The organism is Burkholderia sp. E168m15, assembly GCF_016586105.1.
GTDB classification, from domain to species: domain Bacteria; phylum Pseudomonadota; class Gammaproteobacteria; order Burkholderiales; family Burkholderiaceae; genus Burkholderia; species Burkholderia orbicola.
In genome coordinates this window covers 1-12,742 of the sequence record NZ_BCPO01000135.1, presented here as the reverse complement: position 1 = coordinate 12,742, position 12,742 = coordinate 1, and the positions used below count along the sequence as shown (strand labels likewise).

Genomic DNA, 12,742 nt, shown 5'->3' with positions numbered 1-12,742 from the left:
CCGTGTCGGTTCGGCGCGGAGCTCGTGAGGGAGCACGCGCATTGGAACAGCCGCGTATGAAGATATGGGGACGGAGTGTTTTCGCGAGGGTTGCGCTCCGGTATCGGTTTCATTACGGCGCGGCGCGATGCGAAAGAGAACGGAAAGGGGCGGACCGCCGGCAACCTCCGCGTCACATGTCGCGGCGTGCGGGTCGCTTGCGGCGCAAGCGATGCCGGGCGGGCGGCGGGGAGCAACCGGCCCGATCTTTTACGGGGCGTCGTGCGTCGCTTTTTTGACAATTCGGTGACGCATTCATACGATGAACGCCCGCCGCGCACCGCGCGGCTTCCGACCGTCAGGGAGTATTGAGCGTGCCGATCCCCGTTCTGTTTGCCGTTCTGTGCGCGGCGTTCCTGCACGCGTCATGGAATGCGCTGGTGCGCAGCAGCGGCGACCGGCTGCGCTCGGCCACGGTGCTGCAGATCGCGATCGGGCTGTTCGCGCTGCTGTTCCTGCCGGCTGCCGCGCCGATCACGCCATCGAGCTGGCTCTGCGTCGTCGCGTCGGCCGTGCTCCACGTCGTCTATACGCTGCTGCTCGTCCGCGCGTACGAGCACGGCGACCTGAGCGTCGCGTACCCGGTCGCGCGCGGCACCGCGCCGCTGCTCGTCACGCTCGGCGCGGCCGCGTTCGCGGGCGAGCGCCTGAACGTCGGCGCGCAATGCGGGCTCGTGCTGATCTGCGCTGGCATCATGGCGATCGGGCTGGAGCGCGGGCGCGGCGCGAAACACCGGATGACGCAGGTGCTGCCGACCGCGTTCGCGACCGGCGTGTCGATCGCGGCCTATAGCGTGGTGGACGGGATCGGTGTGCGCGAGAGCGGCAGCACGGTCGGCTATACCGCATGGATGTTCGTGCTGACCGGCGCGCTGATGGCCGTGTACTACCGGTTGCGGGCGGGGCCGTTGCGGCTGACGCAGGAGGTCGGCGAGACGGCGAAGGCCGCCTGCGGCGGCGTGTTCGCGGCGCTTGCGTACGGCACCGTGATCTGGGCGATGGATCGCGCGCCGATGGGCCCGGTGTCGGCGCTGAGGGAGACGAGCGTGGTGTTCGCGGCGTTGATCGCGCGTGTGTATCTCGGCGAGCGGCTGACGCCGCGCCGGGCGGCCGGGTGCGCGGTGATTGCTTGCGGGGCGCTGTTGATCAGTGCGTTCGAGGCGGTGCGGTAAACGCATCAGCCCGGCGCGCCACATGGGTCAGCTTTCCACCGGCATCGCACTCGTACACTTGATCTCGTCGAGGCACACGCTCGAATGCACGCCGCTCACGCCGGGAATGCGCATCAGCGTTTCGAGCAGGAACGTCGACAACCCCTTCAGGTCGTGCGCGACGACTTTCAGCACGTAGTCGATATCGCCCGTCACCGAGAAGCATTCCTGGATCTGCGCGAGATCCGACACGAGTTTCTGGAACTTCGACAAATCGCGGATATGCCCGCGCTCCATCGTCACGTGCACGAATGCGGTGACGCCGAAGCCAAGCGTATCGGGGCACAGCCGCGTTTCGTAACGGCGGATCGCGCCGATCTCCTCCAGCCGCCGATGGCGCCGCAGCGTCTGCGCGGGCGACAGGCCGACGGCCTTCGCCAGGTCGAGATTCGACGCGCGGCCGTTCTCCTGCAACACCGACAGCAAGTGGCGATCGATGCGATCGAGAACCGGTTCAGGCATTTTTGTTTCCTCATCTGTCTCCTGGATGCAATCTTATCTCATAATGTAGGGTTTGCATGAGCGGGTTACGCAACCCGATTTCGCCGTCGCGACGCTAAACTGACGCCGGATTTTCGTGTGCGGCCGCAGCAATGCGGCGGGGGCAGACGAGTCGGCGGCCAATCAGGCCGGCACGCCGACGCGAATCGGTGCCGCCACCACGCGAAGATTGCAGTCCCCAACCCGGCGCCCCCACGAACGGCCGCCGGCACAGTAAAAACAGCGCCCGGCACACCGAGGCGCGCCGCACCCCGCCGCAGGCGGAGGCGGACAGAGTGGAGAAGACATGGTTTCTGGAAACGAGAGCGACGGCCTGAAGCGCGGGCTGAAGAACCGGCACATCCAGCTGATTGCGCTCGGCGGCGCGCTCGGCACGGGGCTGTTCCTCGGCATCGCGCAGACGATCAAGATGGCCGGCCCGTCCGTGCTGCTCGGCTATGCGGTGGCCGGCATCGTTGCGTTCTTCATCATGCGCCAGCTCGGCGAGATGGTCGTCGACGAGCCCGTCGCCGGCTCGTTCAGCTACTTCGCCGACAAATACGTCGGCCACTTCACCGGTTTCCTGTCCGGCTGGAACTACTGGGTGCTGTACATCCTCGTCAGCATGGCCGAACTGTCGGCCGTCGGGATCTACGTGCAGTACTGGTGGCCGGGCGTGCCGACCTGGGTGTCGGCGCTCGTGTTCTTCGTCGCGATCAACCTGCTGAACCTGGCGAGCGTGAAATCGTACGGCGAGACGGAATTCTGGTTCTCGATCATCAAGGTCGCCGCGATCGTCGGGATGATCGGCTTCGGCGGCTGGCTGCTCGCAAGTGGCCATGCAGGGCCTGAAGCGAGCATCGCGAACCTGTGGCAGCACGGCGGTTTCTTCCCGAACGGCGTGTCGGGGCTCGTGATGTCGATGGCCGCGATCATGTTCTCGTTCGGCGGGCTGGAGCTGATCGGCATCACCGCGGCCGAGGCCGACGATCCGAAGCGCAGCATTCCGCGTGCGACCAACCAGGTCATCTACCGCATCCTGATTTTCTACATCGGCGCGCTGGCCGTGCTGCTGTCGCTGTATCCGTGGGAGAAGGTCGTCACCGGCGGCAGCCCGTTCGTGCTGATCTTCCACGCGCTGAGCAGCAACCTGGTCGCGAACGTGCTGAACGTCGTCGTGCTGACGGCCGCGCTGTCGGTCTACAACAGCGGCGTGTACAGCAACAGCCGGATGCTGTTCGGCCTCGCGCAACAGGGCAACGCGCCGAAGGTGCTGTGCTCGGTGAACAAGCGCGGCATCCCGCTTGCCGCGCTCGGCGCGTCGGCGCTCGCGACCGGCGTGTGCGTGCTGGTCAACTACTTCATGCCGGGCAAGGCGTTCGAGGTGCTGATGGGCCTCGTCGTGTCGGCGCTGATCATCAACTGGGCGATGATCACCCTGATCCACCTGAAGTTCCGCCAGGCCAAGTGTGCTGCCGGGGAGGAGACTTCCTTCCGCAGTCTGGGCTATCCTTTCACGAATTACCTGTGCCTGGCATTCATGGCCGGCATTCTCGTCGTGATGTACCTGACGCCGGATCTCCGTCTGTCGGTGTACCTGATCCCGGTATGGCTCGCGGTGCTCGCGATCGGGTATCGCTTCCGTCAGAAGAATGCCGGCTTTGCGGTGCACGACGGCGCGTCCGCACGCTGACGCAGGCCACGACCGACCCTTCTTCCAAACGAGACCGACTCAAGCCATGTTCGAACACATCGACGCGTATCCGGGCGACCCGATCCTGACGCTCAACGAGAACTTCCAGAAAGATCCGCGCGACCAGAAGGTCAACCTGAGCATCGGGATCTATTTCGACGCCGAAGGCCGGATTCCGGTGATGGGCGCCGTGCGCGAAGCCGAAACCACGCTGCAGCGCGACAGCGGCCCGAAGCCGTACCTGCCGATGGTCGGCCTGGCCGCCTATCGCGACGCCGTGCAAGCGCTGGTGTTCGGCGCCGATCACCCGGCCCGCGCGGCCGGCCGCATCGCGACGCTGCAGACGCTCGGCGGCTCGGGCGCGCTGAAGGTCGGCGCCGATTTCCTGAAGCGCTATTTCCCGGATTCGCAGGTGTGGCTGAGCGATCCGAGCTGGGAAAACCATCGCTTCATCTTCGAGCGCGCCGGCTTCACGGTGAACACCTATCCGTACTACGACGCGGCGACGGGCGGCCTGAAGTTCGACGCGATGCTCGCGGCGATCGACGCGCTGCCGGCGCGCAGCATCGTGCTGCTGCACGCGTGCTGCCATAACCCGACCGGCGTCGATCTCGACGAAGGCCAGTGGGAGAAGCTGATCGACGTGATCGAGGCGCGCGGGCTGCTGCCGTTCGTCGACATGGCGTACCAGGGCTTCGGCGCGGGCCTCGACGCGGACGCGTTCGCGGTGCGCGAGCTGGCCCGCCGCGGCGTGCCGACGCTCGTCGCGAACTCGTTCTCGAAGAACTTCTCGCTGTACGGCGAGCGCGTGGGCGGCCTGAGCGTCGTCTGCGAAGACGCGGCCGCGGCCGATCGCGTGCTCGGCCAGCTGGCCGGCGCGGTGCGCTCGAACTACAGCAACCCGCAGACCTACGGCGCGAAGGTCGTCGCAACCGTGCTCGGCACGCCGGCGCTGCGCAAGCAGTGGGAAGAGGAACTGTCGGCGATGTGCCGCCGCATCGCGCGGATGCGCCAGTCGATCCACGACGGCCTGCGCGACCACGTGAGCGGCGAAGCGCTCACGCGCTACGTGAAGCAGCGCGGGATGTTCACGTACACGGGCCTGACCGAATCGCAGGTCGACGCGCTGCGCGAGGTGCACGGCGTGTATATCCTGCGTTCGGGCCGGATGTGCGTGGCGGGCCTGAACGACTCGAACGTCGGCATCGTCGCGGACGCGATCGGCAAGGTGCTGAAGAGCGGCGTCTGAACGCGGCGCGCCCAGGCGCGCAACGGTTGAGAACCGGCTGTGTCTCGTCGCGGGCGCAGCCGGTTTTTTGTTGGGCGGCCGTCATGTGGGCTGCCCGGCTGACGCCGGGGCGGGCGCGGCGGTACGATCACGGGATCGCACGCAACACAGAGGAATAAAGGAGCGACATGGGCATCCGGATCATCCAGCTCGGCACGCCGCGCGCGGCCGGCGAAGGCCTGCGGATCGGCACGGTGCGGCGGCCGCCGCGCGGCGTGCCGAAGGCGGAATTCGCGTCGCGCAACTACTATGATGTATGGCTGCCGACGCTGTCGCCGAGCCCCGAACTCGTCGCACAGGCGCAGGCCGCCGCAACCGACGCCGAATGGAAGGCGTTCAAGCGCCACTTCCGCGCGGAGATGGCGCATGGCGATCCGGCGAAGGTGCTGGACCTGCTGGCCGCGCTGTCGGCGACCACCGCGCTGTCGATCGGCTGCTACTGCGACGACGAACGCCATTGCCACCGCAGCGTGCTGCGTGAACTGCTCTCGGAGCGCGGCGCGGCGATCGAGCCCGACGCAAGCTGAAGCGGCGTCGCGCGGCCGCACCGTGATCGTGCGGTGCGGCGAACCGGTTGACGTGGGTCAAGCGCGCGGCCGCGCGCGCCACTATGCTCTCGTCATGGAGCCATCACGACGATGACAGGCCGACAGATGCACATTGTTTTCCCGTCCGAACCGCCGGAATACTGCGCGCGCGACCTGGTCGTCGCGTTTTCGGCGCTGGTCGACGGCCATTGCGTCCAGTGCGCGGTCACGGCCGAGGCGCTGGAAGATCATTTCGGCGCGCGGTCGCTGCTCGAGCGCGATCTGCTGAGCGCATTCGACGCGCACCGGTCAGCCATCGAGGCGATGGCACGGCGCATGCTCGAGGAAATCGGCGGCCGGCCGGTGCTGCTGCACAGCGGGCACTTCCGGCTCGGAGACTGATACCGCAGGAGGGCGCATGACACTGCAGGGCAACATTCACGAACGGGACTGGTCGGTCGAAGTGGAGACGCGCCCGTGCGAATCGGGCGAGTTCCGCTGCCGCGTGTCGGTCGAGCACGGCGCCGGCGCCGCGCGGTTTCATCATACGTTCGAGCACAGCCACGCGTATCCGACGGAGCGCGAGGCGATGATCGAAGGGCTGCGGGCCGGCATGACGTGGATCGAGATGAAGGCGTCGCAAACCTTCAACGTATGAACGGTCCCGCGCCAGCCGGGCGCGGGCAGACTATCGGCCGGCAGCGACCGGGCAAGGCGCGCCGCGCCACGGAAAACACGTGCCGCCTCATCATGACGCGGCCGGCACAGGCAAGGCGGTCGACGAGCGGGCGGCCCCGTCAGGAGACACGACATGGGCGTGGGCATGCAGATCGCCTGCCTCGGATTCACGGGTTCGGCAGCGGTCGAGGCCGAGGCCGGCGCGCAACTGGTGCGGCTCGAACGGTTTCGCACGTTGCTCGACGGCTGCCATCTCGCGATCGAAGCGCGCACGGTGGCCGATGGCGCGCGCCTCTACGATGTGCGGCTCGATCTGTCGATGCGCGACGCGGCGCCCAGGTCGCTGCCGCCGTGCGTCGGCGCCGACGTGGACGATACGCTGCGCCGCGCGTTCGCGCAGGCGGAACAGGCGCTGATCGCGTGGCAGTCGGGCGCCGCAGCGGTGGCGCTGCGCGACGCGGCGACCGGCGACGCGCTGCATTGATGCAGCGGCGGCCATCCGCCGCCGCGTGCCGGATTCAGACCCGCGCGAGCGCTTGCGCGTCAATGATGCGCACGCGCTTGCCGCGCGTTTCGACGAGCGCGTCGCGATGGAACCGCGAGAACATCCGGCTGACGGTTTCGAGCTTCATCCCGAGATAGCAGCCGATTTCCTCGCGCGTCATCCGCAGGTTGAATTCGGTCGCCGAATAGCCGCGCGCCTCGAACCGCGACGACAGGTTCAGCAGGAAATGCGCGACGCGCTGCTCGGCCGACATCGTGCCGAGCAACAGCATCTGGCTCGATTCGCGGACGATCTCACTGCTCAGCATCTGGTAGAGAAAGTGCTGCATCGGCTTCATCTCGCGGCACGCGGCTTCGAGCGCGCCGAACGGGATGATGCACACCACGCTGTCCTCCAGCGCGATCGCGTCGCAGCAGTGCTGGCCGCCGCCGATGCCGTCCATGCCGAGCGTTTCGCCGGCGATCTGGAAGCCCGTCACGTGCTCGCGGCCGTCGCGATGCATCATCACCGTCTTGAACGAACCCGCGCGCACCGCATAGATGCTCTGGAACGGATCGTCGGTGCGGAACAGCGCGTCGCCCTGGCGAACCTGCCGCGTCGTGCAGATGATCGCGTCGAGGCGGCCGTATTCGGCGGGGGTCAGGTGCGGCGGCAGGCACATCGAGCGCATCGCGCAGGCCGAACAGCGTGCGGCCGGATGCTTGGCGGCGTCGGCGCGCGCGACCGGGCGCAGGGCAATCGTTGGCCGGGGTACGACGGACACGTCGGCGGCGAAGGCGGTGGCGGTGGACATGAGGCGCTCCGGCTCGTCAGGGGCGGTGGCGGTGCGCGCGAGCGTGCACCAGGGATTCGATGACACGGCATGCGGCGTCGAATTCGACGGTCTTGTCGAAGAAGTAGTCGGCTCCCGCCGTCGCGCATGCCTCTCTGAATGCCGGCGCCGAGTGATTCGTCAGCACGATCGTGACGATGCGCGGCGCGGCCTTCGACAGCATCCCGATCAGGTCGAGACCGCTGCCGTCCGCGAGCCGCACGTCGACGATCACCACGTCCGCGCGACTGCTGCGGATATGCGTCCACGCGTCCTGGCCGTCTTCCGCTTCGCCCACCACGGCAACGCCGCGGATCGCGCCGACGAGCAGCGCGATCCGCTGGCGGACGGCAACCGCGTGATCGACGAGGAACACCCTGAGTGCGGCGGGTGACAGGCTGGCATTCATGCCGGCAGTATCGTGTTGCGCCGCCGAAATTGAAATCGGCCGAATTGGAACTTCGTGTAGGCCGCTTCGACGCGGTGTAGGGCGTTTCCTACACCGCGTACGGGAAATCGCCGCGGGCGATCCCGACAAGTGCGATGCCGCGCGGGGAGCGGCCGAACGGTGGCGCGTCCGGCTCAGCCGGCCTGGCGCGCGGCCAGCGCGTCGCGCGCGGTGCGGCACGCGGCCAGGTCCCATGCGGCGCAGCCGACGCTCTTGAACAGCAGCGGGCCGCCGCGGGAGAAGGTGCCGTTCAGCACGTCGGCGAGCGACGCGACGTGCTGCCAGTCCACCTGCGCGACGATCAGGTCGCCGGCTTCGTGGCGCGCACCGGCCGGATCGTCGACCACGAGCCGGCTGCCCCGCACCGTGCTGGCGTCGATCTCGGCGGCATCCGCGGTGAACGCGCCGACGCCGACCACGAGCCGGCCTGCGCGCGCGGCTTCGCGGTAGACGGGCGTGCGGCTCGTCGTCAGCGTGACGACCACGTCGATCGCGTCGGGTATCGCGTCGCCGTCGAGCGGCGCGAGCCGCGGCGCATGCGCGCGGTGGGCGGCGCAGAAGGCGGCCGCGCTGTCCGCGCTCGTGCCGCGCACCTGAAGGCGCGCGTCCGGAAAGATCGCCGCGAGCGCTTCCGCGTGATTGGCCGCCTGCTTGCCGGTGCCGATCAGCAGGATGTCGCGCGGCGCGGCGCCATGCAGCGCCTGGATGCCGAGCGCGGTGATCGCCGCCGTGCGGCGGCCGGTGACGGTCGGGCCGTCGAGCGCGAAGCGCATTTCTCCGGTGGTGGCGTCGTACGCGGTGACCTGGCCGAGAATCGTCGGCAACCCGCGCGCGCCGTTGCCGGGACACACGTTGACGAGCTTGTGGCTCGCCAGGTCGTGGGCGCTCGACGGCATCGACAGCATCACGCCGCCGCCTTGCAGCGGCACGACCAGGCGCTCGGGGCTGACGATGTCGCCCGCCGCATACTCGGCGACCGCTTGCCTGAGCGTGGCGAGCAACGCCGGATAGTCGAGCAGCGCGGCCGTGTCGGCCGCATCGAAAACGGGAATCGGGGAAAAGGCGGGCATCGTGTACGTCGCAGCGTCGGTGAGCGTGGACGGCGGACGCATGCCGCGCCCGCCACAGGTCTGCCGGATACCGTGACACCGGGCAGTGTGGATCGAATCTATACCACTTGCTGGCGCACGTGCAACCCAGAAAATAAAGCGCTTCGCGGATTTTGGTTCTAATATCTGGCCAGAAGGCTCGCCGCTGCCGCGCTGCCCGCGCGCTCCGGTATAGTGCGAACCCATTTCCAGATCCACGCCCGCGACCGGGCAGGAGCCATCCGATGATGTCCGCGCGTCCCGACACACACGAAGGCGGTTTCAGGCCACTGCAGATCTACGAGCAGGTAGCCGAAAAGATCCGCGACGAAATCCGCGCGGGGCGCTATGCGGCCGAGTCGCGGCTGCCGTCCGAGCGCGAACTCGCGGCACTGTTCCAGGTCGGCCGGCCGGCCGTGCGCGAGGCGCTCGGCGCGCTGCAGAACGAAGGGCTCGTGTTCACGAAGCGCAATTCGGGCACCTACGTCGTCGCGGCCCCGCTCGAGGTGCTGGCGCGGCGCGGCGACGCGCACGCGGCGTCGGAGGCCGACTTCAGCCCGACGTCGACGCTCGACGTGCGGCTGATCCTGGAGCCCGCGATCGCGCGCCTCGCGGCCGCCCATGGCCGCGCCGACCCCGGCGCCGAACGCTATCTCGCGCAGATGGAGACCATCACCGACGTCGACGATCCGCACCAGCGCGCGCTGTGGAACGAGAGCGACCGGCTGTTCCACCGGCAACTCGCGCTGATGACCGGCGACGCGCTGATCGTGAAGATCGCGGACGAAGTCGCGAAGACGATGGACCAGCCGCTGTGGAAGCGGCTGAAGGACGACGGCATCTACGACGCGGGCCGGATCAGGCTCTACGTGTCCGAGCATCGGCTGATCTACGAGGCGATCGTCTCCGGGGATGCCGATGCCGCTGCGTTCTATGTCGAACAGCACATCCGCCGCGTGCGGCGCGACATTGCGCCGAAATGACACGCCTGCGGATGCGATCGTTCTGGTACTCAATATGACCAAAATCCCGATCATTATTTTGAAATTGCTTGCGATGTGACCACGCGTGTCCTACATTGGTTTCACACAAAACCAATCAGGAGACATCATGCGACACCTCGTGACCGCGCTCTCGGTGGCTATTACCGCCGGCGCGCTGACTTCCGCGCACGCGCAGGAAGTCGTGATGATCGGCCATTCGGCGCCCCTCACGGGCCCGCAGGCCGCCAACGGCAAGGATAACGAAAACGGCGCGCGGCTCGCGGTCGAGGAGCTCAACAAGGCCGGCATCAAGGTCGCCGGCAAGACCGTCACCTTCAAACTGGTTTCCGAAGACGACCAGGCCGACCCGAAGGCCGGCGTGCAGGTCGCGCAGAACCTCGTCGACAAGGGCGTCGTTGCCGTGCTCGGGCCGTACAACTCGGGCGTCGCGATCCCCGCGTCGCGCGTGTATTCGACCGCCGGCGTGCCGATCCTGCCGGTCGCGTCGAACCCGGCACTGACGAAACAGGGCTTCAAGAACATCTTCCGGATCGGTGCGAGCGACGAGCAGCTCGGCGGCACGATGGCCACGTTCGCCGCGAAGACGCTGAACGCGAAAACCGCCGCCGTGATCGACGATCGCACCGCGTATGGGCAGGGCGTCGCCGAGCAGTTCATGAACGTCGCGAAGGCGAACGGCATCAAGATCGTCGACCAGGAATACACGAACTCGTCGGCCACCGATTTCCTCGGCATTCTCACCAAGATCAAGGCCGGCAACCCCGACGTGATCTTCCTCGGCGGCTATGCGGCGCAGGGCGCGCCGATGGCCAAGCAGATGAAGCAGCGGGGCTTGCGCGCGAAGCTGCTCGGCGGCGACGGCATCTGCTCGGCCGACATGGGCAAGGTCGCGGGCGACGCGGCGTCGATCGTCTACTGCGCGCAGGGCGGGGTCGCGCTCGAGAAGACGGCGGCCGGCCGCGAATTCCTGAAGAAGTACCACGACACCTATCACACCGATACGCAGGTCTACGGCGTCAATTACTACGACGGGATGAAGCTGCTCGCCGACGCGATGGTCAAGGCCGGCACGACCACCGACAAGGCGAAGCTGAGCGCGCAGCTCGCGAAGTCGAACTACGCGGGCGTCGCGGGCACCTATTCGTTCGACGCGAACGGCGACCTGAAAGGCGCGCCGACCACCGTCTACGTGATCCGCAACGGGCTGCCGGAACCGTACGCGAAGTAATTGCCCGACGGCCCACACGGCCCGTCACCGGACGGCGGCCCGGCCGCCGTCCTTCGTTTCAACGCATCCGATCGACCATGAAAATTTCCCGATCCCTGTCCACCGTCGAAGTGCACACCGGCGGCGAGGCGTTCCGCATCGTCACGAGCGGGCTGCCGCGCCTGCCCGGCGACACGATCGTCCAGCGTCGTGCGTGGCTCAAGGCGCACGCCGACGAGATCCGCCGCGCGCTGATGTTCGAACCGCGCGGCCACGCCGACATGTACGGCGGCTATCTGACCGAGCCGGTCTCGCCGAATGCCGATTTCGGCGTGATCTTCGTGCACAACGAAGGCTACAGCGACCATTGCGGCCACGGCGTGATCGCGTTGTCGACCGCGGCCGTCGAACTCGGCTGGGTGCAGCGCACCGTGCCGGAAACGCGGGTCGGCATCGACGCGCCGTGCGGCTTCATCGAGGCGTTCGTCCAGTGGGACGGCGAGCACGCGGGGCCGGTGCGTTTCGTCAACGTGCCGTCGTTCATCTGGCGACGCGACGTGTCGGTCGACACGCCATCGTTCGGCACCGTGACCGGCGACATCGCGTATGGCGGCGCGTTCTATTTCTATGTCGACGGCGCGCCGTTCGACCTGCCGGTGCGCGAATCCGCGGTCGAGAAGCTGATCCGCTTCGGCGCGGAAGTGAAGGCGGCCGCGAACGCGACCTATCCGGTCGTCCATCCGGAGATCCCGGAAATCAACCATATCTACGGCACGATCATCGCGAACGCGCCGCGCCATGCGGGCTCGACGCAGGCGAACTGCTGCGTGTTCGCGGATCGCGAAGTCGACCGCTCGCCGACCGGCTCCGGCACCGGCGGGCGCGTCGCGCAGCTCTACCAGCGCGGGCTGCTCGCGGCCGGCGACACGCTCGTCAACGAATCGATCGTCGGCACGGTCTTCAAGGGGCGCGTGCTGCGCGAAACGACGGTCGGCGACTTTCCGGCCGTGATCCCGGAAGTGGAAGGCAGTGCGCATATCTGCGGGTTCGCGAACTGGATCGTCGACGAACGCGATCCGCTCACGTACGGATTTCTCGTGCGCTGAGCCGCGGCCCCAGCCGCGCCGCTGTCGCGTCCCGTCGTGTCCCCGTCGCGCGGCGTTCAGGTTGTCGTACCAGGTTTGGCGCGTCGTTCCGGTTGCCGGGCACGCGCCTTTTTTGCGTGAGCGCCGTCGCGACACCGCACCACGTATGCCGGCGCAAGGCCGCAGCGGGCAGGCCGGCCGCGCGAGTTTGGTACGATGCAGCCTTTTCAGCCGAGCCCCACCCGCGTGAATCGCCGAAACGTGTCGTCAGTGCGTGCCTTGTGTGCCAGATGGGTCGCGCGCGCCCAATCCGCCGCGGCGGCCGCCGTCGCGCGAGCCGAGCCTCTCGCCGCCACCGCGTGGCACCATGTCCGCCACCCGACACGCCGTGGCGTGCTGCTCGCGGCCGCCGCCGTGCCGGCGCTGTTCGCGGCGTACGTGGTCGTGCTCATCCCGTTCACGCCGGGGATCGGCGACATCCGCAAGGCGCGCGTCGACCAGCCCGCGCAGGTGCTGTCGGCCGACGGCAAGCTGCTGGCCGAATTCAGGCCGTCGAACCGCGAATGGGTACCGCTCAAGCAGATTTCGCCGCGCATGGTCGACGCGCTGATCGCCACCGAGGATCACCGCTTCTACAAACACCACGGCCTCGACTGGAAACGCACGGCGTCGGCCGCG

15 protein-coding genes are annotated in these 12,742 nt (G+C 67.8%); 11 read left to right on the top strand and 4 right to left on the bottom strand.

Features of this window, described 5'->3' with window-relative positions; translation table 11 throughout:
- Positions 1-353 precede the first annotated feature (353 nt).
- The gene (locus tag JMF86_RS20770; RefSeq protein ID WP_011547744.1) at positions 354-1,211 is read left to right on the top strand and encodes an EamA family transporter; all 858 of its coding nucleotides are present in this window, start codon (positions 354-356) and stop codon (positions 1,209-1,211) included.
- 27 nt (positions 1,212-1,238) lie between these two features.
- Here the strand turns inward: JMF86_RS20770 and JMF86_RS20765 are convergent, their stop codons facing one another.
- Positions 1,239-1,712, bottom strand: coding sequence for an Lrp/AsnC family transcriptional regulator (locus JMF86_RS20765; RefSeq protein ID WP_006479071.1), 474 nt, complete (start codon positions 1,710-1,712; stop codon positions 1,239-1,241).
- Between the two features lie 325 nt (positions 1,713-2,037).
- Between JMF86_RS20765 and JMF86_RS20760 the strand changes: the two genes are divergently transcribed.
- The 6 genes from JMF86_RS20760 (at position 2,038) to JMF86_RS20735 (ending at position 6,400) form a co-directional block, all read left to right on the top strand.
- The gene (locus JMF86_RS20760; RefSeq protein WP_011547743.1) at positions 2,038-3,423 is read left to right on the top strand and encodes an amino acid permease; all 1,386 of its coding nucleotides are present in this window, start codon (positions 2,038-2,040) and stop codon (positions 3,421-3,423) included.
- Positions 3,424-3,469: 46 nt separating this feature from the next.
- On the top strand, positions 3,470-4,672 hold the full coding sequence (locus JMF86_RS20755) for an amino acid aminotransferase (RefSeq protein ID WP_011547742.1): 1,203 nt from the start codon (positions 3,470-3,472) through the stop codon (positions 4,670-4,672).
- A gap of 167 nt (positions 4,673-4,839) precedes the next feature.
- Positions 4,840-5,238, top strand: a complete 399-nt coding sequence (locus JMF86_RS20750) for a DUF488 domain-containing protein (RefSeq protein WP_011547741.1) — start codon at positions 4,840-4,842, stop codon at positions 5,236-5,238.
- A 111-nt stretch (positions 5,239-5,349) separates the two neighbouring features.
- A complete protein-coding gene (locus JMF86_RS20745) occupies positions 5,350-5,640 on the top strand; it encodes a DUF1488 domain-containing protein (RefSeq protein WP_006479067.1) in 291 nt (96 codons plus the stop codon).
- Between the two features lie 16 nt (positions 5,641-5,656).
- On the top strand, positions 5,657-5,896 hold the full coding sequence (locus JMF86_RS20740) for a hypothetical protein (protein ID WP_006479066.1): 240 nt from the start codon (positions 5,657-5,659) through the stop codon (positions 5,894-5,896).
- Between the two features lie 153 nt (positions 5,897-6,049).
- Entirely contained in the window at positions 6,050-6,400 is a 351-nt protein-coding gene (locus JMF86_RS20735; RefSeq protein ID WP_011547740.1) for a hypothetical protein, read from the top strand.
- 34 nt (positions 6,401-6,434) lie between these two features.
- Here the strand turns inward: JMF86_RS20735 and JMF86_RS20730 are convergent, their stop codons facing one another.
- The 3 genes from JMF86_RS20730 to lhpI form a co-directional block, all read right to left on the bottom strand.
- Positions 6,435-7,214: a helix-turn-helix domain-containing protein gene (locus JMF86_RS20730; protein ID WP_006479064.1), complete on the bottom strand. Its 780-nt coding sequence runs from the start codon at positions 7,212-7,214 to the stop codon at positions 6,435-6,437.
- A 16-nt stretch (positions 7,215-7,230) separates the two neighbouring features.
- Positions 7,231-7,641: a response regulator transcription factor gene (locus JMF86_RS20725; RefSeq protein ID WP_006479063.1), complete on the bottom strand. Its 411-nt coding sequence runs from the start codon at positions 7,639-7,641 to the stop codon at positions 7,231-7,233.
- Positions 7,642-7,814: 173 nt separating this feature from the next.
- Entirely contained in the window at positions 7,815-8,750 is a 936-nt protein-coding gene (lhpI, locus tag JMF86_RS20720; protein ID WP_041489483.1) for a bifunctional Delta(1)-pyrroline-2-carboxylate/Delta(1)-piperideine-2-carboxylate reductase, read from the bottom strand.
- Positions 8,751-9,013: 263 nt separating this feature from the next.
- On the opposite strand from lhpI, the gene JMF86_RS20715 reads away from it, so the two are divergent.
- The 4 genes from JMF86_RS20715 to JMF86_RS20700 all read left to right on the top strand — a co-directional run.
- On the top strand, positions 9,014-9,751 hold the full coding sequence (locus JMF86_RS20715; protein ID WP_011547738.1) for a FadR/GntR family transcriptional regulator: 738 nt from the start codon (positions 9,014-9,016) through the stop codon (positions 9,749-9,751).
- A gap of 127 nt (positions 9,752-9,878) precedes the next feature.
- Positions 9,879-11,000, top strand: a complete 1,122-nt coding sequence (locus tag JMF86_RS20710) for a branched-chain amino acid ABC transporter substrate-binding protein (RefSeq protein ID WP_011547737.1) — start codon at positions 9,879-9,881, stop codon at positions 10,998-11,000.
- Positions 11,001-11,077: 77 nt separating this feature from the next.
- Positions 11,078-12,085: a trans-3-hydroxy-L-proline dehydratase gene (gene lhpH, locus JMF86_RS20705; RefSeq protein WP_011547736.1), complete on the top strand. Its 1,008-nt coding sequence runs from the start codon at positions 11,078-11,080 to the stop codon at positions 12,083-12,085.
- A gap of 195 nt (positions 12,086-12,280) precedes the next feature.
- A partial coding sequence (locus JMF86_RS20700; RefSeq protein ID WP_201317129.1) for a transglycosylase domain-containing protein occupies positions 12,281-12,742 on the top strand: 462 nt, incomplete at its 3' end.